The organism is Enterobacter sp. CPE_E1241 (assembly GCF_045618265.1).
Lineage (GTDB): Bacteria > Pseudomonadota > Gammaproteobacteria > Enterobacterales > Enterobacteriaceae > Enterobacter > Enterobacter adelaidei.
On the sequence record NZ_JBIWYV010000001.1, the window covers coordinates 3,131,004 to 3,152,023 of the forward strand.

The 21,020-nt window shown below is 42.1% G+C and carries 19 protein-coding genes; 1 reads left to right on the forward strand and 18 read right to left on the reverse strand.

Annotation, left to right across the window (positions count from 1 at the left end; genetic code table 11):
• Nucleotides 1–26 precede the first annotated feature (26 nt).
• Nucleotides 27–1,007: an LPS O-antigen chain length determinant protein WzzB gene (gene wzzB / locus ACJ9Y9_RS15445; protein WP_028018508.1), complete on the reverse strand. Its 981-nt coding sequence runs from the start codon at nucleotides 1,005–1,007 to the stop codon at nucleotides 27–29.
• A gap of 193 nt (nucleotides 1,008–1,200) precedes the next feature.
• On the opposite strand from wzzB, the gene ACJ9Y9_RS15450 reads away from it, so the two are divergent.
• Nucleotides 1,201–2,205 carry an NAD-dependent epimerase gene (locus ACJ9Y9_RS15450; RefSeq protein ID WP_028018509.1) on the forward strand — a complete coding sequence of 335 codons (1,005 nt, stop codon included), beginning with the start codon at nucleotides 1,201–1,203 and terminating at the stop codon, nucleotides 2,203–2,205.
• A gap of 54 nt (nucleotides 2,206–2,259) precedes the next feature.
• On the opposite strand, the gene ugd is transcribed toward ACJ9Y9_RS15450, so the two are convergent.
• From ugd to galF, 17 genes are all read right to left on the reverse strand, one after another.
• On the reverse strand, nucleotides 2,260–3,426 hold the full coding sequence (gene ugd / locus ACJ9Y9_RS15455; RefSeq protein ID WP_028018510.1) for a UDP-glucose 6-dehydrogenase: 1,167 nt from the start codon (nucleotides 3,424–3,426) through the stop codon (nucleotides 2,260–2,262).
• A 226-nt stretch (nucleotides 3,427–3,652) separates the two neighbouring features.
• Nucleotides 3,653–5,059: an NADP-dependent phosphogluconate dehydrogenase gene (gndA, locus tag ACJ9Y9_RS15460; RefSeq protein WP_024908082.1), complete on the reverse strand. Its 1,407-nt coding sequence runs from the start codon at nucleotides 5,057–5,059 to the stop codon at nucleotides 3,653–3,655.
• A gap of 167 nt (nucleotides 5,060–5,226) precedes the next feature.
• Nucleotides 5,227–6,606, reverse strand: coding sequence for a colanic acid biosynthesis phosphomannomutase CpsG (gene cpsG, locus ACJ9Y9_RS15465; protein WP_108090763.1), 1,380 nt, complete (start codon nucleotides 6,604–6,606; stop codon nucleotides 5,227–5,229).
• A gap of 3 nt (nucleotides 6,607–6,609) precedes the next feature.
• Nucleotides 6,610–8,031 (reverse strand): mannose-1-phosphate guanylyltransferase/mannose-6-phosphate isomerase, encoded by a 1,422-nt coding sequence (locus tag ACJ9Y9_RS15470; protein WP_028018528.1) that lies wholly within the window; start codon nucleotides 8,029–8,031, stop codon nucleotides 6,610–6,612.
• 5 nt (nucleotides 8,032–8,036) lie between these two features.
• Nucleotides 8,037–8,804, reverse strand: a complete 768-nt coding sequence (locus tag ACJ9Y9_RS15475; RefSeq protein ID WP_028018527.1) for a glycosyltransferase — start codon at nucleotides 8,802–8,804, stop codon at nucleotides 8,037–8,039.
• Between the two features lie 5 nt (nucleotides 8,805–8,809).
• Nucleotides 8,810–9,802: a hypothetical protein gene (locus ACJ9Y9_RS15480; protein ID WP_050482931.1), complete on the reverse strand. Its 993-nt coding sequence runs from the start codon at nucleotides 9,800–9,802 to the stop codon at nucleotides 8,810–8,812.
• The gene (gene wzy, locus ACJ9Y9_RS15485; RefSeq protein WP_028018525.1) at nucleotides 9,795–11,051 is read right to left on the reverse strand and encodes an oligosaccharide repeat unit polymerase; all 1,257 of its coding nucleotides are present in this window, start codon (nucleotides 11,049–11,051) and stop codon (nucleotides 9,795–9,797) included. The genes ACJ9Y9_RS15480 and wzy overlap by 8 nt, the downstream gene beginning before the upstream one ends.
• Complete coding sequence (locus tag ACJ9Y9_RS15490; RefSeq protein ID WP_028018524.1) at nucleotides 11,038–12,114, reverse strand: glycosyltransferase; 1,077 nt, start codon at nucleotides 12,112–12,114, stop codon at nucleotides 11,038–11,040. The genes wzy and ACJ9Y9_RS15490 overlap by 14 nt, the downstream gene beginning before the upstream one ends.
• 7 nt (nucleotides 12,115–12,121) lie before the next feature.
• Nucleotides 12,122–13,054, reverse strand: a complete 933-nt coding sequence (locus ACJ9Y9_RS15495) for a hypothetical protein (protein WP_028018523.1) — start codon at nucleotides 13,052–13,054, stop codon at nucleotides 12,122–12,124.
• Nucleotides 13,054–14,535: a lipopolysaccharide biosynthesis protein gene (locus tag ACJ9Y9_RS15500; protein WP_028018522.1), complete on the reverse strand. Its 1,482-nt coding sequence runs from the start codon at nucleotides 14,533–14,535 to the stop codon at nucleotides 13,054–13,056. The genes ACJ9Y9_RS15495 and ACJ9Y9_RS15500 overlap by 1 nt, the downstream gene beginning before the upstream one ends.
• Nucleotides 14,528–15,103, reverse strand: a complete 576-nt coding sequence (locus ACJ9Y9_RS15505) for an acyltransferase (RefSeq protein ID WP_028018529.1) — start codon at nucleotides 15,101–15,103, stop codon at nucleotides 14,528–14,530. Before ACJ9Y9_RS15505 ends, ACJ9Y9_RS15500 begins: the two co-directional genes overlap by 8 nt.
• Nucleotides 15,087–16,211, reverse strand: a complete 1,125-nt coding sequence (gene vioA, locus ACJ9Y9_RS15510; RefSeq protein WP_028018521.1) for a dTDP-4-amino-4,6-dideoxy-D-glucose aminotransferase VioA — start codon at nucleotides 16,209–16,211, stop codon at nucleotides 15,087–15,089. Before vioA ends, ACJ9Y9_RS15505 begins: the two co-directional genes overlap by 17 nt.
• Complete coding sequence (gene rfbC / locus ACJ9Y9_RS15515; protein ID WP_028018520.1) at nucleotides 16,201–16,758, reverse strand: dTDP-4-dehydrorhamnose 3,5-epimerase; 558 nt, start codon at nucleotides 16,756–16,758, stop codon at nucleotides 16,201–16,203. The genes vioA and rfbC overlap by 11 nt, the downstream gene beginning before the upstream one ends.
• A gap of 1 nt (nucleotide 16,759) precedes the next feature.
• Nucleotides 16,760–17,638, reverse strand: a complete 879-nt coding sequence (gene rfbA / locus ACJ9Y9_RS15520; RefSeq protein ID WP_028018519.1) for a glucose-1-phosphate thymidylyltransferase RfbA — start codon at nucleotides 17,636–17,638, stop codon at nucleotides 16,760–16,762.
• A 49-nt stretch (nucleotides 17,639–17,687) separates the two neighbouring features.
• Nucleotides 17,688–18,587: a dTDP-4-dehydrorhamnose reductase gene (rfbD, locus tag ACJ9Y9_RS15525; protein ID WP_028018518.1), complete on the reverse strand. Its 900-nt coding sequence runs from the start codon at nucleotides 18,585–18,587 to the stop codon at nucleotides 17,688–17,690.
• Between the two features lie 2 nt (nucleotides 18,588–18,589).
• Nucleotides 18,590–19,672 (reverse strand): dTDP-glucose 4,6-dehydratase, encoded by a 1,083-nt coding sequence (gene rfbB / locus ACJ9Y9_RS15530; RefSeq protein ID WP_028018517.1) that lies wholly within the window; start codon nucleotides 19,670–19,672, stop codon nucleotides 18,590–18,592.
• 359 nt (nucleotides 19,673–20,031) lie between these two features.
• Complete coding sequence (gene galF / locus ACJ9Y9_RS15535) at nucleotides 20,032–20,928, reverse strand: GalU regulator GalF (protein ID WP_017383282.1); 897 nt, start codon at nucleotides 20,926–20,928, stop codon at nucleotides 20,032–20,034.
• Nucleotides 20,929–21,020 lie beyond the last annotated feature (92 nt).

A 21,020-nucleotide genomic window follows, 5' to 3' on the forward strand; every position in this document is an offset into this window, starting at 1 on the left:
TTTCCCCGGTTTTTTTTATCAATGCATCAGGCTTTTGGTTTGTAGTTGCGTAATGCGTTGCGCCCCAGCACCACTCCGGAACCAACCATTCCGCCCAGCAACAGGGCAAGAATCAGAACAATCGCTTTTTTCGGGCTGTCACGACGGACAGGAAGGTCCGGCTTCATGACATAACGGTAGACGTGGATAGTGTCCGGGTTTACGTTCAGCTTCTCGATATCCAGCAAGTTTCGCTTAGTCAGATAGTAAGCTGCTGAGAATACCAACGGGCGAGAAGCTTCGTTATCAATCATCGATTTCAGCCCCTCGCTTCCCAACAGGAACATCGTTTCCTGCGTCACGTCCTGGGTTTGCTGAATCTGCGGCGAGGTGATTTTTGCTGCTTCAGCATTCTTCAGCGCCTCAGTAATCTGTTTGATGCGCAGATCTTTCTGCTCCTGAGCGACTTTCTCCTGGTTTTCCAGCGAATCGTTCAGGGTTTTAATCTGCTCTTTGATATTGTCCTTGAGGTCAACGGCGAGTTCTTTTGCCGTTTGCTCATCAACCTGCTGGATGTACTGAGCCAGTTGTTTTTGAGCAGCTTCTGCGGATGTACTGGTATAGGAAACACTTAACGGGAGTGACTGTCCTTTAACAGCAGGCTCAATTGTGAGTTTTTCAGGAACATCCTGATTCTCCAGCGCCTGAGATAATGCTGAGAAAGAGGCATTGAAACGATCAACTGCGCGCGTTTGAGTGTCCAGCATCGAGGGAGTAGCACTGCCATAGAGAATGTTCAATGCGTTGGAGTAGGTCGCTATCTGCGCCGCATCAGGTTGCGCGATAATCGCACTAGAGGTCCACTTTTCCTTCGCGACAGAGAGATATCCAATAGCCAGGGCGATAAAAACAACCACAAATATTGCTATCGTCGACTTGCCACGCCACAGTTGAAGCACTAAATCAAGTAAATCAATTTGCTCAGGGTCATTGCTTTGGCTGACCTGGCGATTGTCGTTTTGTGTCATACAATCCCTAACAGATTAAAAAGGGCAAACATAATTATGTTTGCATAGTGTATCTATTGCTGGGGATTTTTCTATAAGAATCCGATGAGTGATATCGGAAAGATGGGTTATGTAACTTACCCCCTTCGCGCTATCATAGACGTCATGTGATGCGCTATGGCATCTGTAAGAATATGGGGTTATGAGGGAAGCTATGAAATTTTTGGTAACGGGTGCAGCGGGTTTTATCGGTGCTAATGTCAGTAAACGCCTCCTCGAGGCCGGTCATCAGGTTGTCGGTATTGATAATCTGAATGATTACTATGATGTCAACCTGAAGCTGGCGCGCCTGGAACTGTTAAAATCTGAGAGCTTCAGCTTTCACAAGCTGGAGTTGGCCGACCGGGAAGGCATGGCAGCGCTTTTCGCCAGCGAGAAGTTTGATCGCGTGATTCATCTGGCCGCACAGGCAGGCGTACGCTACTCCCTGGAAAACCCACACGTGTATGCGGATGCTAACCTTATTGGTCATCTCAACGTGCTTGAAGGCTGCCGCCATAACAATGTTCAGCATCTGCTTTATGCCTCCTCCAGTTCTGTATATGGACTGAACCGTAAGATGCCATTCTCCACCGACGATTCAGTGGATCACCCGGTTTCACTTTATGCCGCGACCAAAAAAGCCAATGAACTGATGTCGCATACCTATTCGCATCTCTACAACCTGCCCACCACCGGACTGCGTTTCTTCACCGTGTATGGTCCGTGGGGGCGCCCGGACATGGCGCTGTTTAAGTTTACGAAGGCGATGATTGAAGGCAAAAGTATTGATGTCTATAACTACGGAAAGATGAAGCGTGACTTCACTTACATCGATGATATCTCTGAAGCCATTCTTCGCCTGCAGGACGTTATTCCTCAGCCGGACACAAACTGGACCGTTGAGACAGGCTCTCCGGCATCCAGTTCAGCACCATACCGTGTTTATAACATCGGTAACAGCGCGCCTGTTGAACTGATGGACTACATCACCGCTCTGGAAGAAGCACTCGGAAAGAAAGCAGAGAAAAACATGATGCCGCTGCAGCCGGGAGATGTACTGGAAACCAGTGCCGATACCCAGCCACTTTATGACGCGATAGGATTTAAACCGCAAACCTCCGTTAAAGATGGGGTGAAGAACTTCGTCGACTGGTACCGCGATTTCTACAAGGTCTGAAAATAAAAAAAACCCGGCAAATCAGCCGGGTTTTTTACGGAATAAAGCAGAGAATCAGTCGCTGCCGAACAGATCGCGGGTATACACTTTATCCGCCACGTCAGCCAGTTCTTCCGCCATGCGGTTAGAGATGATGACATCCGCTTCTTTCTTGAAGGCATCCAGATCGCGAATCACGCGGGAATTGAAGAACTGATCTTCCTGCATGGCCGGTTCGTAAATAACAACCTCAACCCCTTTCGCCTTGATGCGCTTCATGATCCCCTGGATTGAAGAGGCGCGGAAGTTATCGGAGCCACTCTTCATGATCAAACGGTATACACCGACGACTTTCGGCTGGCGCGCCAGAATGGAATCAGAGATGAAATCTTTACGGGTACGGTTAGCATCAACAATCGCCGAAATCAGGTTGTTTGGTACCGCCTGATAGTTTGCCAGCAGCTGTTTGGTGTCTTTAGGCAGACAGTAACCGCCGTAGCCAAATGACGGGTTGTTGTAGTGGTTGCCGATGCGCGGGTCAAGACATACCCCTTCAATAATCTGACGGGTATTCAGTCCAAGACTCTCTGCATAGCTGTCGAGTTCATTGAAATAAGCCACACGCATTGCCAGATAAGTGTTCGCGAAGAGTTTAATCGCCTCGGCTTCGGTGGAATCAGTAAACAGCACCTGGATATCTTTCTTCAGTGCTCCTTCCTGCAGCAGTGCGGCGAAACGTTCAGCGCGCTCAGAACGTTCGCCAATGACGATACGCGAAGGATGCAGGTTATCGTAAAGTGCTCTACCCTCACGCAGGAATTCCGGCGAGAAGAAGATATTATCAATACCAAACTTCTCTTTGATGGATTTGGTGAAGCCGACAGGGATAGTTGACTTAATAACCATCACCGCATGAGGGTTAATCGCGATAACATCTTTGATCACCGCCTCTACGGTTGAGGTGTTGAAGTAGTTAGTTTTTGGATCGTAGTCAGTAGGCGTCGCAATGATGACGTAATCCGCATCGCGGTATGCATCTTCTTTATCTGTCGTGGCGCGGAAATTCAGCGGTTTATTGCTGAGATAGTCCTGGATCTCTTTGTCGACAATCGGCGATTGCTTCTGATTGAGCATATCCACTTTGGCCTGCACGATATCCAGCGCAACCACTTCATGATTCTGAGCAATCAAAATGCCGTTAGAAAGACCGACATAGCCTGTTCCGGAGATTGTTATTTTCATTCGCTAATGACTTCTGTGAGTTAACTGTACTGATGGCCGCCAGACCATCGCGATAAACATAACTGTTGGGCTTTGTACCTCCTGGGAAACAACACTGTCAAGGCAAACCAGGAGTAATCGCGACGAGTGGGATGAGATTCAGACTACTTCGAGTAACACTCGGCATTTTTTGCATAAAAAAACCCGGAGACAAGCTCCGGGTTGAAATTACAGTGAGTTAGCTAACTCATTCCATCCATTCGGTATGGAACACACCTTCTTTATCGGTGCGTTTATAAGTATGCGCACCGAAGTAGTCGCGCTGTGCCTGAATCAGGTTAGCAGGCAGAACCGCAGCACGGTAGCTGTCGTAGTAGGCTACTGCAGCAGAGAAGGTCGGAACCGGGATACCGTTCTGGACAGCGTAGGCAACCACGTCACGCAGCGCCTGCTGGTATTCGTCCGCAATTTTCTTGAAGTACGGTGCCAGCAGCAGGTTGGCGATACCGGCGTTTTCTGCATAGGCATCGGTGATTTTCTGCAGGAACTGCGCACGAATGATGCAGCCCGCGCGGAAGATCTTCGCGATTTCACCGTAGTTCAGATCCCAGTTGTTCTCGTCTGACGCAGCACGCAGCTGAGAGAAGCCCTGCGCGTAAGAAACGATTTTACCCAGGTACAGTGCGCGACGCACTTTCTCAACAAATTCAGCTTTATCCCCAGCAGGTTTGGCCTGAGGGCCAGACAGCACTTTGGATGCCGCAACGCGCTGCTCTTTCAGAGAAGAGATGTAACGCGCGAAGACAGATTCGGTGATCAGAGACAGTGGCTCGCCCAAGTCCAGAGAGCTCTGGCTGGTCCATTTGCCGGTGCCTTTGTTCGCAGCTTCATCCAGAATCACATCTACCAGGTATTTACCCTCTTCATCTTTTTTAGTGAAGATATCTTTGGTGATGTCGATCAGATAGCTGTTCAGCTCGCCTTTGTTCCACTCGGTGAAGGTTTCAGCCAGCTCTTCATTGGAGAGATTCAGGCCACCTTTCAGCAGGGAATACGCTTCAGCAATCAGCTGCATATCGCCGTATTCGATACCGTTGTGAACCATCTTCACATAGTGACCTGCACCGTCCGCACCGATATAGGTTACGCAAGGCTCACCATCTTCAGCCACGGCTGCGATTTTGGTCAGGATAGGTGCAACCAGTTCGTATGCATCTTTCTGGCCGCCAGGCATGATAGATGGGCCTTTCAGAGCGCCCTCTTCACCACCGGAAACACCGGTACCGATGAAGTTGAAGCCTTCAGCAGACAGCTCACGGTTACGACGGATGGTGTCCTGGAAGAAGGTATTACCGCCATCAATGATGATGTCACCTTTTTCGAGGTAAGGCTTCAGGGAGTCGATAGCTGCATCGGTACCTGCGCCCGCTTTCACCATTAACAGGATACGACGAGGCGTTTCCAGAGACTCAACGAACTCTTTCACCGTATAGAAAGGAACCAGTTTCTTGCCAGGGTTCTCGGCAATGACTTCTTCGGTCTTATCACGGGAGCGGTTGAAAACGGAGACGGTATAACCACGGCTTTCGATGTTGAGCGCCAGGTTGCGCCCCATCACTGCCATACCGACAACGCCGATCTGTTGCTTGGACATTACATACTCCTGTCAGGTGTGGTCACCACGGCTTATGCGCGGCTTGAAATGTGGTTGAGATGTTAACTCAGTATTAGGTGACATGAATAGCTTTTGCTGATCTATGTCACACTGATTGCACAATCCAGGTACAGTCAAGCCGCCAGAAATACGCTGGCGGCAGACCCTCACTTCCTGAGCAAAGCCAGAATTTCTTGTGTCTTCTCTTCCATAAGCGCCGTGTCAGCACGGGATTCCACGTTCAGGCGCACCACCGGCTCGGTATTGGACGAGCGCAGGTTGAAACGCCACTGCGGGAACGCCATGCTGATGCCGTCCGTACGGTCAATTTCAAGCGCGTGCAGGGCAAAGTGGTGCTCCACGCGGGCAATGGCCTCGGCTGGCTGCGCCAGCTTGCTGTTGATTTCCCCGCTCGCCGGGAACGCCGCCATACGGTCGCGTACCAGCTCGCCCAGCGTCTGTCCCTTCAGGCACAGCAGCTCGGTGACCAGCAGCCATGGGATCATCCCGCTGTCGCAGTAGGCAAAATCACGGAAGTAGTGGTGGGCGCTCATCTCGCCGCCGTAGATGGCGTCTTCTTCGCGCATGCGCTCTTTGATGAAGGCGTGGCCGGTTTTGGACATCACCGGCGTGCCGCCTGCCGCGGACACCACATCGACGGTATTCCAGGAGAGACGCGGGTCGTGAATGATTTTCGCCCCCGGATTTTTCTCAAGGAACGCTTCCGCCAGCAGGCCGACAATGTAGTAGCCCTCGATGAACTGCCCTTTCTCGTCGAACAGGAAGCAGCGGTCGAAATCGCCGTCAAAGGCGATGCCCATGTCCGCGCCGTGCTCAATCACCGCGTTGCGGGTGTCGTCGCGGCACTCCGGCAGCAGCGGGTTAGGAATACCGTTCGGGAAGTTGCCGTCCGGGGTGTTGTGCACTTTGATGAAGGTCACCGGCACGTTCAGCGCCTTAAAGCGGGCTTCCAGGGCATCGACAACCGGACCGGCCGCGCCGTTACCGGAGTTAATCACCAGCTTCAGCGGCTTGAGGTTTGCCACGTTGATGTAGCCCAGCAGGTGGTCGATGTACTCTTTTTGCAGATGGATTTTTTTGTAGCTGCCGCGCTTCGCGTCGTTCACCGGCGGGAAATCGTTAGCTTCCGCCAGACGCTGCACGTCGCGAAGGCCGGTGTCGCCGCTGATTGGGCGCGCGCCCTTGCGCACCAGCTTCATGCCGTTGTAGTCCATCGGGTTGTGGCTGGCCGTTACTTCGATACCACCGTCCACGCCCAGGTGGAAGGTGGCAAAGTAAATCTCTTCGGTCCCGGAGAGACCGATATCCAGCACGTCCACACCCGCATCCTGCAGCCCTTTCGCCAGGGCCAGCTTCAGGGACTCACTGGTCAGACGCACGTCGCCGCCCAACACGATGGTCTGCGGTTTTAAATATTCGCCGTACGCGCGACCAATGCGCCACGCGATGTCTTCATTCAGCTCTTCGCCCAGCTTGCCGCGAATATCGTAGGCTTTAAAGCTTGTTAACTCTTTAACATTTTCCATATATTATGAGTGCCCATATCTATCTGTAAGACGGATAATGTCATCTTCATCAAGATAAGTCCCTGATCTTACCTCGATAATTTCCAAAGGAATTTTACCAGGATTATGAATAGAATGTTTCGTACCTATTGGTATGTAAACCGACTCATTTTCAGTAAGGAGCTTCGTCAATTCATTAATTGTAACTTGTGCTGTTCCAGACACAATAATCCAATGTTCAGCTCGATGATGATGAAGCTGCAAAGACATACCCTCCCCAGGTTTAATAGTAATTCGCTTAACCTGATACCTTTGACCAGAATCTATAGAGTTGTATTTACCCCAAGGACGGAATACTTCAAGGTGAGTGTGATGCTCGTTTCTTCCTTCAGATTTAATGCGATCCACTACTTTTTTTACATCCTGTACGGAAGAGAGAGCAGAAATTAGAAGTGCATCTTTAGTTTGAACAATGGCTAAATTATTTATGCCGATTGTGGTGACTAAAGATGATTCGGCATAAATATAATTATTCTCTGATGAGAGACAAATCACATCACCATTTATCGCGTTATTATTATCATCTTTAGTGCTTAATTCCCAAAGAGCAGCCCAAGACCCAACATCGCTCCACTCTGCCGACATTGGGATAACAACAGCATCCTCGGTATTTTCCATTACAGCATAATCGATGGATTCTGATGCACAAGCAGTGAAAAACTCCTCATTGATTCTTATAAAATCAAAATCCAAACTATTATTCCCCATACATCTATGGCAAGATTCATAAATATCAGGACGATATTTTTTTAATTCTTCAAGATATTTTCCTGCATTAAATAAAAACATCCCGCTATTCCAGTAATACTCTCCGGAATCTAAATACGACTGAGCGGTAAGAAGATCAGGCTTTTCTACAAAAGAATCTACCTTAAAACATAACTCACTGGAACAATTTGAAAGAGAAGCCCCTCTCTTAATGTAGCCATAGCCTGTTTCTGGCTTAGAGGGAGCGATCCCAAATGTCACTAACTTCCCACTCATGGCATACGGAATGGCTTTAGTTAACGTTTTCTGAAATTCTTCAATATCGTTTATCGAATGATCCGCAGGCAATACTAGCAGTAACGAGTGTTTTTTATGATACATAGCAGCTAAAGCTATTGCAGGGGCTGTGTTTCTACCAACCGGTTCAAGCAAAATATTCTTAGAAAGCTTATTTTTTGCTCTTAATTGCTCAGCCACAATGAATCTATGCTCTTCATTACAAATAACAAAAGGATGGCTACATTCAAGTCCATTTAGTCTTTCAAGCGTTTTTTCCAACATAGTGGATTTGCCATCGAAACTTAGAAATTGTTTTGGATATAATTCACGAGAAAGCGGCCAAAGGCGAGAGCCATTACCACCACATAATATTACAGGAACCAAATCGTGATTTGTCATAGTAATTACCGTCCGAAAAGTTTCCACTTATATGTTTTTATCAAGTAAATACAAATGCTTTTAAAATGCCAATAGAAATGTTTGGAAAACAGTCGTCTATTATTAAATCTAGCGTAGTGAATTGCTTTTATATCAGCGAAGCAATATAACTTTCTTTTGAGAATGAATTTAATTCTCCAGCACAGATCAATATCCTCACAATACATGAAGAATTTTTCATCAAAACCATTAAGTAAATCGAAAGTTTTAATGTTCAGGATAATGAACGAACCAGCACACCATTCAATTTCCTGAACAGGAGAAAATTTAGTTTTATCTTCAATACTGTTATTTCGCCCTAAAAGATAGGAGCCTATAAATGTTAATGGTGTGGGAAATTTTCTTACTGAATTATCAAAAGTAGTAAATCCTTCGTCATTATATAGATTTATAGTTGCGCACGAAATACTTCTCTCTCTCATATTATAGATGAGAGATAATAAAGCATCAGTTTCGACATACACATCAGGATTTAAAATTAAAAAGAAATCATCCCCCTGCGCCTCCCCCCTGATTTTCTTAAAAATAAAGTTATTGTTTGCACCAAAACCTAAACCTCTATTTTCATCGTAATACTGGATGCCATTTTCTTCGCAATATATTTTTAATTTAGCTTCACCATAATTGTCTTTAACGATGACTTTAACATCAGGCAGTGTGGAAATTTTTGCCAGACAATTTAGCTCATTAATAATGCTATAATGCTTATGTGAAACAACTGCAATGTATAACATATTTGTTATCTTCCGGCCTTAATAAATTCAACTGCTGATTCATACGCATTCAAAACACGAACGGGGGGGGAAAAGCTTTTCAACGAACTATTTACTGCGGATTTTTGAACTCCGGAAAGCAAATCATCAATGTTTTGATAAAAATATGCACCTCCCTCAAAAAACTCTTCAAATACATCGCATCTTATGAGATGTGTGGGGAGATTATTAACAAGTGCAGTTGCGATTGGTCTGCCAAAACCTTCCATAATGCAAACAGAAATGAGAGCATTAACTTTGGCGAAGAAAAATTCTAATTGACAATTATCGCTTCTGATCAGAGAGATGTCCAAATCCTGAAAGCTACTACGCAATTTTTTATAGTATTCGGTATCATGACCATAAATTAAGAATTTAAATTTTTTCTCTAAGTGATGACGGCGCACTTGTGTAAATAGTTCATGATAATTTTTTTTGTCTGAATCAGTACCAACCAGTCCTATTTTCATTACGGTATCATTTGGAGGCAGTAATGTAATAGATGGTTCACTTTTAATTGGAAACTTATTAGGACAGAACAAAAGCTTATCTTCAGGAATCGATATCTCAATAAGCTCTTTTTTGACCGAGGAAGAGTTAATATATCCAACTTTACATTTTGCTGATTTTACAGAAATTTTGAACAAAATAGTTTTCAACCACCCTTTATTACCTGTAAAAGGATACATATCATGGACAATTATAAGTTGTTTTTTTAAGAATGGGAGAGGATGGGAACTTGGTGTGAAAATAAAGACATCAGAAAACAAACTGTAGCAAAAAAACATAATATACTGAAGTAAATTAAGATTAATTATGTTGTGTTTTTCTTTTAGCCTATCAATAGCCTTATTTTCAGGAAAACCTTTACGTAAGATAATCTTATGTGTTTTCTCTAAACTATTAATATAGTCAAGAGAATAATAGAATAACCCATTTGTGTTCTTAATATGCCACATATTGATAATAACATTATTCACAGACGTGTTCACTCCTTCCACTTAATTTAAAAAGCGTAATAATATAGAATAAGAACAATGTATTTAGCAAAAGAATGAACGAGGCGAACCATCCCGGTAGAATTAAAATCAGCCACATATACCAAATCATGTCATTCGCTAATTCTTCAGAAGTTATTTTTTTTATTAAGAGAACAGTGAGAAAACAAAGCATTATAACAAAAATCAAATATGCGCCGATTTCAAAAGGATAGATGAAAATCCAAGACAAGAACGTAGGGTTTGAGTTCCAACTACCTAAAATGCTTTGTGGATCTATAAAATATGCAAAAACCTCACCTAAGTTATTCGCACTTGGATTACCTATTATACGATCCCAGATTAAACCATATATTCCTTCATTCCAAAAGCTATTGACTGCATGCGCATCAATGTATGTTGAAATTTGATCCTTGAGTGAAAATAAGACAGTTGCATTTGAGAATATTTGGATGCGAGAAAAAAACTGATCTAAACCAAAGATTAATCCGTTTAAATAACCAAGTAATCCTTCATTATTAAAAATATAACTCCATGTAATAGAAAGAACAGAAGTAAAACTTTGTCCCAAAGCTAAAGAGTCACGAATTGAGTATTTAATAACCAATATAAAAGGGTAAAGCAGAAATAATATCAACGCAAATTTTGCTAATACACCAATTCTCAATCTTCCTTCTCTGTACCTATGACAAAGCTCAATAAATAAAATAAAAATAAAAATAGAACTCCATCCCCTTAAAATATTTGAGAGGACAGCAAGGGCGCAATTATATTTAGCGAGTTTACTTTTTCTGAAAACACAATAATATATAAAAAAGAGATTGTCTGGTGAAATCAAAACCCAGAAAGCAGAAATTATGCTACCTTCTCGATTTGTAGAATTTGCGCCAAAACTACCAGTAAATGTGAAATAAATGATAAACAGGGTTTGTATAAAAATTACGAACCAACCCCAGAAGCCTTCACTTCTATTCCAGTTAACCTTATTTAAATTTGAAATCAGGGGGTTAATCCTAATATGAATGAGGCTGCGGTACAAAAACACCATAAAGAAACAATAGAAGAATAAAATAAGTATAAGAATATACATCGCAGCTTCTTTATTATTATATTCGAACTGCGACACTTCTCCTAAGAAATTCCCATTTATATAATAATGAATAAATGAATAAATATTCGATATTAAAAATAACAATAAAAATAAGAACTTGGGGTTTTTAATTAATTTCACTACTTTGCCCCTTTATTATAAAAGCAATAACTCTCTCTCGCCTGCTCGCGATTAAAGATTCTTTAAGCGAGGGCTTATATTTAAAACTATAAAAATTATCATTCAAAATTTTTATTAAATCAGCCTGGGATTGATATCTATATTTTTTGAACGTAACGCCTCTAAAACCAGGTATATCTCGTGCTATTACAGGAAGTCCGCATGATGAAAATTCCCTTACAACCAATGGTTCACCTTCCCAGCGAGAATTCATTATGAGTACGTCATTACAACCTAAATGCGAGTGAAGTGTTTTTGTATCTAGCCATCCTAACATTTTTATATTGATATATTTTGCTTCGCTGCACATACTTCTAATTAATTGTTCTTCAGGCCCCCCCCCGATGATAATAAAATCCTTAAATGGATTATCATGTCTATCTAGAAAATTAATTAAATTAATTATATTTTTTTGAATATTGTCAAGCCTACCACAATAGACTAACCTTTTGCCTCGGTCTTCATTAACTAATGGTAATTTATCAACTACGTTTGGTAGGATTAAAGATTTTTTATTATAAAATTCTTTAATCAAGTATGCTTGAATTCTGTTAATAGTAATAACTGTATCAACATTTGCACATGCTAATCTTAGAATTATATTTTGCAAAACCCCGATCAATGGCCGCAATATTTTTTTATCAACTACCATTGGTACATAACCAATAGTTTCAATATTTTTGTTTATAGATTTTATTAAGTATGAATAGAAAACAATACTTTCAATTGTACCTCCACAGATCATTACTTTATGTATCTTTTTATTGCGGATAATACCCTCTAAATGTTTTTTCAAAAATCCACTTTGTGATAATAGCGAAAATAAAGACCCTTGAGGGAACTCAAAATAATCTTTATTCACATCGCTAAATTCTATTTCATTAAGAACTTTTTTATTTCCGCATTCAATGAAAGTATTGCTTATTTCACTTTTCTCATACTTATATATTTGATTAATGAACTCAATACTTTGAAACTCATGCCCACCGATAATCGAGCTTGGGACTAAAATTAGCAATGCCATGATGTTCTCATTTATAAAATTGTTTTAACTGTAAGAGATGTTGATAAATGCCAAGATATCTCGCTATCTGTGTTATTTTTTTCCCGTTATAAAATTTTGCAATTTTTTTTGTGTTCGACATTGAAATAATTTTATTACATTCAAAAGAGAATTCTAATTTACCACCATCATCAAGCTCTACATTATATTTATCAGTATTTACGCCTCTACTTGTTCCAGAGCCGTCGTTCCCAATATTTAATACTTTTGATTTCATCGGTAATACAGACACCATATCAAGTCTGGTCATATTGCTACAAAGTACAGCGTCAGGGAAATGAGCCTGTTTTTTATAATCTCTTTTTAGGGAGTCAGTAATATATAAGCCCCCCATTCTATTTATTTTTTTCAAGATCCCATTTTCTTTTAATTGTTCATAGTTATTAATTAATGGGTTCAACAAATCGTACTTATGTTTCCATGTAGCATAACCCCAAGAAATATTCCATGGATAAAACCATATATCACTATTTAAATTTGGTGTTAAATCGACAGGAGGGCAATATCCACAAATGGAATATACAGAAGGCTCATCTTTGAAATACTCCAGACCAGAGTTCATGAAACTCAAAAAATTAGAAGATGTTAAGTTATCATCTTCCATTGAGATAATTTTACCGTGAAGATCAATTATCTCACGCTCGGCTCCAAATATGCTTTTCGCTGGACCCAGGTTCCCCTGTCTAAAAACTAATTCAACTGACAAAAACCCTTTTATTTTCTTTGAGAACTCCCTAATTTTCTTTACGTTCTCCTCGTCTTTTTCAGAAGCAGCGGCATCTGAAACTATATAAATTGTAGATTCTTTTGCGATAATATTTTTTTCTAGTGCAGTAATAGTCTGACGAAAATGTTCAAATCTATTATAAGTATAGACCGCAATTGGTGCATATTTGTTCATCAGGAGAACCTACTCTGAATTAATCGAATATATACAAAATTTAATATAAAGAACAATGAACTCAAGAAAAATAACTCTGCAACGAGTTTGATACGCGAATCAAAAACTGACAATGGGAAAGTGGATTGCACAATATACGCAATTGTTATGTTAAAAAGAAGAGGTAATAAACAATCCCGGAAAATCCATTTTGGATATAAAGTTAGCGTTATTTTACTTAATAAATGAAGGTTCCAAAATATAAAATAAGATATATTAATTATAGCCCAAAGCATTGAAACCCCCAGAGCTCCATACTTTGTGACAACTATTGGCAACAATGGAAGGTAGATCGCGCAAAGTAATATATTCCCTTGCAAGTGTTTTCTTACAACTCCAACAGAAACCTGAAATGCATATAATAATGAACCTAAAGCTATAAAAATATTTCCAAAGGTGTAACCAGGAAGAAGATTACCAGCCTGGGATGATGCATCAAGATTCCCTGTCCATATATATATAACTTGCAGTGGATAAAAACATAATATCATAGCAACAGGAAAAATAAGACAAACAACCCATCGAGTTGCGTTCTCTAATATTTTCTCTGCTTTAATTAATCCATCGACTGAGAATGAACTGGTCATCCTGGGCTGAAAAGCTTGAGCAATAGGCTGAGCCAGGATTATAATGCCGCTTGATAGTAGTGTACTTATACTATAAAAACCATAGTTCTCAAGGGTTAGATAAGTTGATAATATTAACTTATCCATGTTTGTTATAAGTACCCAAATCAAACTGGTTGACGCCAGAGCTGCTATTATCCTCCACTGTTCTTTAAGCAAGTTAGAATTGAATGTAAATAATGTTAATTTAACCGGGACTAGACCCCACACTTTTTGCTGAGTAATTACATACTCAACGATAGAAATAATTAACCACCAAGCAAAAAGGAAATTCACACTTGGATACAAATGTAATAAAGGTATGCTTGCAGCAAATCTAAGCATGCTGAATATAATCAAATTATTATTTAACCATACCTGCATATCAACATTAATTAATATTCCTCTCGTTACACTGGTTAATAATCTGAATAATGTCATTATTACCAATAAACATAGCGCTATCGCAATTGTTGAAGTATCAAGTGTATTACTTTTTATCCACATTAAGGATAATGGCTTACTTATTATAACAAAAATGATAGCAACGATGCATGAAAGCGAAATGAGAAATATATCGACGGTGCGGAAAAAAGATGCTGCGATTTTCCAGTCTCCACCTCCGGAATAGGCTTTTGCTGCTTCTCTACCAGTTACTGGAGCTAGACCAGAATTTAACAGCATAACCCATCCCTGGATTAATGAAGCAATACCGACTAATCCAAAAGCATCTTGACCGAGCAATTTAAGATAAAATGGAACAACAAGAAACGATAAAGCTGTTGTTACTATTACACCGAAGTAATTCGCAAAAATATTTTTTTTTATTTTAGACATGTGTTTTAAATTCTTTCAATATTTTTTGCTCAAATTCTTTTACTCCCATTTTCCTTGCCATTATTCTTTTAGCTGGATTCCCATGATAAATACTAAATGGTTCACAGGTTTTCTTTACTAATGATTGTGCAGCTATCGCGGTTCCTTCATTTATTACCACACCTGGAAGTACCACACTGCCACAACCAATAATTACGTGTTTACAGATCACTACGGGTTTGGATATGACATTTGTGAATTCATTAGGCACCATTGGATTTGTCATCCAATTTCCAGAATAATCATCACTACTTGAGTAGATTGACACTCTAGAGGATAATCCACTGAAATCTTCAAGCTTAATGTGTTCAGCACCTATCAAAGATGAATATGCAGCTATATGAACATAGTTCCCGACAGAGATGCCATTTTCACCTGCAGATAGAATGCAAAAGTCATCAACTCTGACATTATTACCAAAAGATATTTTTGATGTATTATAAAACGATGCTTTCGTTGATAATAAAACATTACTTCCAAGAGAATTAAAACCCATTTCTTTTAATTGCACTTCAGTCATGAATGCCATAGAAATACCCTCTGATAGTATCGATTATATAGGAATACTGTTCTTCTGTCATTGCAGCGAAAATTGGAAGGCATAATACTTTTTCTGCAGTCAGATTTGCATTAGGTAATCTTTCAATCGAGGATGACTCATAACCTCGATACATTGGCATATTACTTATCAAAGGGTAAAAATATTTTCTTGATAGAATGCTATGATTTTTTAGATAATCATAAAGCCCATCACGGCTAAATTTATTTGATTCTTCAACTAACACAGGAAAATATGAGTAATTGCTATTACTTACGCTACTTTTTTCTGGCAACGATAAATGCGGGAATTCTTTCAAATCTTGTCTGTAAGCAGTATCTATAACTTCTCTGGATTTGATTGCACTATCCACATGTTTTAGTTGTAAAAGGCCAAACGCAGCATTCACCTCACTCATTTTACCGTTTATGCCCGGAGCTGTAACTGTTAACTCATCGACAAATCCAAAATTTTTAAGACGATCTATCCTTTCCTTTGTTTTAGCGTCCGGTGAAACAATTGCCCCACCTTCAAAAGTATTAAATACTTTTGTGGCATGGAAGCTAAGTATTGAAAGATCCCCGCACTGAAGAATACTTTCATCTTTATAGTTTATCCCAAATGCATGTGCTGCATCGTAAATAACTTTTAATCCGTAATTATCAGCAATCTTTTGAATTTCTTCAATTTTTGAAGGGTATCCGTAGCAATGGACTGGCATTATAGCTGTTGTCTGAGGTGTTATCGCCTCCTCAATTTTTTTCGGATCTATATTAAACCCATCCATTTCAATATCAACAAAAACAGGTTTTAAGTTATTCCATAAAATGGAATGAGATGTTGCAACAAATGAATAAGGTGTAGTAATTACTTCACCTTTAATTCGCAATGCTTGTAGTGCTGTAACAAGTGCAATTGTCGCATTTGTAAATAATGAAATATATTTCACACCTAAATAATTACATAACTCTTGTTCAAGTTGTTGGTGGAATGGTCCATTATTAGTTAGCCATTTGTTATCCCAAATTTTTTCAAGATATGGATAGAATTCTTTCAATTCGGGCAAATGTGGTTGCGTGACTGGGATTTTATTTTTCATTTTTACACTCGCTTAAGTATTTTTCTAATGAGATACCATTTTGGTCTTTTAATGATAATGATGATGGTTGCTCTGGCCAGTTAATATTCAAGTCCTCATCGTTCCATTTAATTGTTTCTTCTGCATTAGGGTTATAAAAAGATGAAGCTTTATAAACTATTTCTGACTCATCATTCATGACTAAGAAACCATGTGCAAAACCTTCTGGTATCCAAATTTGTTTTTTATTCTCAGCAGAAATGTATTCTCCGACCCATTTTCCAAATGTTCTTGAGTTAATACGAAGATCTACTGCAACATCGAAAATTGCACCTCTTATACAGCGTATTAGCTTACCTTGTGAATCATCACCTTTCTGAAAGTGAAGCCCCCTTAATACTCCTTTTGCTGATTTTGAGTGGTTATCTTGAACAAATTCTATCTCCCGTCCAATAATCTTAATAAATTTTTCCTGATGGTAACTCTCCATAAAAAACCCACGCTCATCACTAAAAATCTTGGGTTCTAAAATAAGCACATCTGGAATACTTGTTCTAATAACATTCATTTTAGAGTCCTTTCCCAATTTTTAAAAGATATTGACCGTAAGCATTTTTAGATAATGGCTGCGCTAAGCGATTAACTTGCTCCGCATCAATAAAACCTTTACGAAATGCAATCTCTTCAGGACACGAAACCTTCAATCCCTGACGCTCTTCAATTGTCGCAATAAAATTACTTGCTTCTATCAGACTCTGATGAGTCCCCGTATCCAGCCACGCGTACCCACGCCCCATCATCGCGACAGACAGGCGTCCCTGCTCAAGATAAATACGGTTAATATCTGTAATTTCTAACTCACCACGTGCAGACGGCTTCAGATTTTTTGCCATTTCAACTACGTCGTTATCATAGAAATACAGACCCGTAACGGCGTAGTTACTCTTCGGTTCTAACGGCTTCTCTTCCAGACTTATTGCGGTGCCGCTCTCATCAAACTCCACCACACCATAGCGCTCGGGATCGTTAACATGATAGGCAAATACCGTAGCACCATCATTTTTATTTACTGCAGTTTCAAGTTGCTTAGGTAGATCATGACCGTAGAAAATATTATCTCCTAACACCAAAGCGCAGCTGTCATCGCCGATAAACTCTTCACCGATGATAAATGCCTGTGCAAGACCGTCTGGACTTGGCTGGACTTTATATTGCAGGTTGAGTCCCCACTGGCTACCGTCACCGAGCAATTGTTCAAAACGTGGTGTGTCCTGTGGAGTGCTGATAATAAGTATGTCTTTTATCCCTGCCAGCATTAGTGTTGACAGCGGATAATAAATCATTGGTTTGTCATAAATTGGCAGTAGTTGTTTACTTACCGCCATGGTCACAGGGTACAGACGAGTGCCAGAACCACCGGCAAGAATAATACCTTTACGCGTAGCCATCATTAATTCTCTATAAAAACCAAATGCCCATATAAAGGCATTTATCTCATTAAATTGATTGAGTCGTAAAAAGCTCAGTGAGCATCCGTTTTACGCCAATATCCCAGGAAGGCAGTACAAGCCCAAAGTTCGCCTGAAACTTCTCTGTGTTCAAGCGTGAATTATGCGGTCGACGTGCAGGCGTTGGGTAAGCCGATGTTGGAACTGCATTAAGTTTTTCAATAGCCAACTCCACACCCGCTTTTCTGGCCTCATCAAACACCAGTGCCGCATAGTCATACCAGGTCGTCGTATTTGACGCGACCAGATGGTAGAGCCCCGCCACTTCGGGCTTCATCGTTGCGACACGAATAGCATGCGCTGTACAGTCTGCTAATAACTCAGCGCCCGTAGGGGCACCAACTTGATCGTTGATTACGGAGAGTTCCTGACGCTCTTTTGCCAGACGCAACATCGTTCTAGCGAAATTGTTGCCCTTACCCGCATATACCCAACTGGTGCGGAAAATAAGATGCTTAGGACAATGCGCCTGCAATGCCTTTTCACCTTCAAGCTTTGTCTCACCGTATACATTCAGCGGAGCAGTTGCATCCGTTTCACGCCATGCCGTTTCACCGTTGCCGGGAAATACATAGTCGGTAGAATAGTGAACAACCCATGCATCTATTTTAGCGGCTTCTTTGGCTATCGCTTCAACGCTTGTTGCATTGAGGAGTCTGGCAAAATCCGGCTCCGATTCAGCCTTATCGACTGCTGTATGTGCCGCCGCATTAACAATGACATCGGGTTTAATTGCACGAACGGTTTCAGCGATCCCTTCCGGATTGCTAAAGTCCCCGCAATACTGTTCTGAATGAACATCTACCGCAATCAAATTACCTAATGGAGCAAGCGCACGCTGGAGTTCCCACCCTACCTGCCCTGTTTTACCGAACAGAAGAATATTCATAATTAACGTTCCCCGTAGTTCTGTTCGATCCAGCTTTTATAGGCACCACTTTTCACGTTGTTAACCCAGTTCTGATTGCTCAGATACCATTCCACCGTCTTACGAATTCCGCTTTCGAACGTCTCCTCAGGCTTCCAGCCCAGTTCAACGCCAATTTTATGCGCATCAATCGCATAGCGACGGTCATGACCCGGACGGTCAGCAACATACGTAATCTGATCGCGATACGAGCCCTCTTTTGGCACAATCTCATCCAGCAGATCGCAAATCGTATGCACTACGTCCAGGTTCTGCTTCTCGTTATGTCCGCCAATGTTATACGTTTCCCCAGGTTTCCCTTGAGTGACAACGGTGTAGAGTGCGCGGGCATGATCTTCTACATACAGCCAGTCGCGAATCTGGTCACCCTTGCCGTAAATAGGCAGTGCTTTACCGTCCAGCGCATTCAGGATAACCAGCGGGATCAGTTTTTCCGGGAAATGGTACGGGCCGTAGTTATTGGAACAGTTAGTAACAATGGTCGGGAAACCGTAGGTACGCAGCCAGGCGCGAACCAGATGGTCGCTGGAGGCTTTCGACGCTGAATACGGGCTGCTAGGTGCATAAGCCGTGGTCTCAGTGAAGAGTGGCAGCTCAGGTGATGCAGGATACTCATCAGGATGCGGCAAATCACCATACACTTCGTCGGTAGAGATGTGATGGAAACGGAAGGTTTTCCTGGCCGTCTCATCCAGAGTAGACCAGTACGCACGAGCGGCTTCCAGAAGCACATACGTGCCGACGATATTGGTTTCGATAAATGCTGCCGGGCCGGTAATGGAACGATCGACATGACTTTCAGCGGCCAGGTGCATAACCGCATCAGGCTTATGCTTTGCGAAAATGCGATCCATGGCGTCTTTGTCACAAATATCTGCATGTTCAAAAACATATCGGCCGCTGTCGCTGACTTCACTAAGCGACTCAAGGTTGCCGGCATAGGTCAGCTTATCAACATTGACGACGTCGTCCTGGGTATTTTTAATAATATGTCGTACAACCGCTGAGCCGATAAAGCCGGCCCCGCCCGTCACAAGAATTTTCACGTTATCTGTTCCGTCTAATGTATATGTCTGGATACTGGCGCTCTGAAACCTGAGTATTTATTGGCGGTTTCAAAAAAAAATGAGCACGCTACCGCCCCTGGCTTAACAGCTACCAGTGCACTGAGCGATGTCTGATTAAATGATTTGATTTGTCTGGATACAGACAAAAAAACTGGCGTTAATTGTCGTCCTAAACGACCTCAGAAACAAGCACAAATCGCTACAAAGCTGCCGAGAGTTAAATCAGATAACACTATGTAATTCTTAAATTAATAACAAAAAAACGGCAGTCATCATTTTGGTTTGATATCAACACACCAAAATAATGACTGCCGCTTGTTCAAGCCTGGGCAGAAATATCAGTCGTTCGCCAGCAGCTTCTCAATCCGGCTTCTGAACTTCGCCCCTTCCTTCAGGTTACGCAGCCCATAGTTCACGAACGCCTGCATATACCCCATTTTCTTCCCGCAGTCGTAGCTGTCACCCGTCATCAGCATCGCATCCACAGACTGCTTCTTCGCCAGCTCGGCAATCGCGTCGGTCAACTGAATACGGTCCCAGGCGCCTGGCTCGGTTTTTTCCAGTTCCGCCCAGATATCAGCGTTCAGTACGTAACGGCCAACCGCCATCAGGTCGGAATCCAGGGTCTGTGGCTGATCCGGTTTTTCGATGAATTCAACGATGCGGCTCACCTGCCCTTCCGTCTCCAGCGGCTCTTTCGTCTGAATAACGGAGTACTCGGAGAGGTCGCCCTTCATGCGTTTTGCCAGCACCTGGCTACGGCCCGTTTCATTGAAACGTGCCACCATTGCCGCCAGGTTGTAACGCAGCGGATCGGCAGAAGCGGTATCGATAATAATGTCCGGAAGCACAACGATAAACGGATTGTCACCCACAACCGGACGAGCACACAGAATAGAGTGACCCAGACCCAGCGGCTGCGCCTGGCGCACGTTCATGATAGTCACGCCAGGTGGGCAAATAGACTGTACTTCCGCCAGCAGTTGGCGTTTGACGCGCTGCTCAAGCAACGCTTCGAGTTCGTAAGAGGTGTCGAAGTGGTTTTCTACCGCATTCTTGGACGAGTGGGTAACCAGGACGATTTCTTTGATCCCTGCAGCAACAATCTCGTCGACAATGTACTGAATCATAGGCTTGTCGACGATCGGCAGCATCTCTTTAGGAATGGCTTTTGTGGCTGGCAGCATATGCATGCCCAAGCCTGCTACCGGAATGACTGCTTTCAAATTAATCATTATTTCTTCCACCTTAAAATGGTTGACGAATTATAGCTCTTAAACCTGTTTTCGCCAGCATGTTTTGCCGTAATCCTCAGGCAATGTTACGC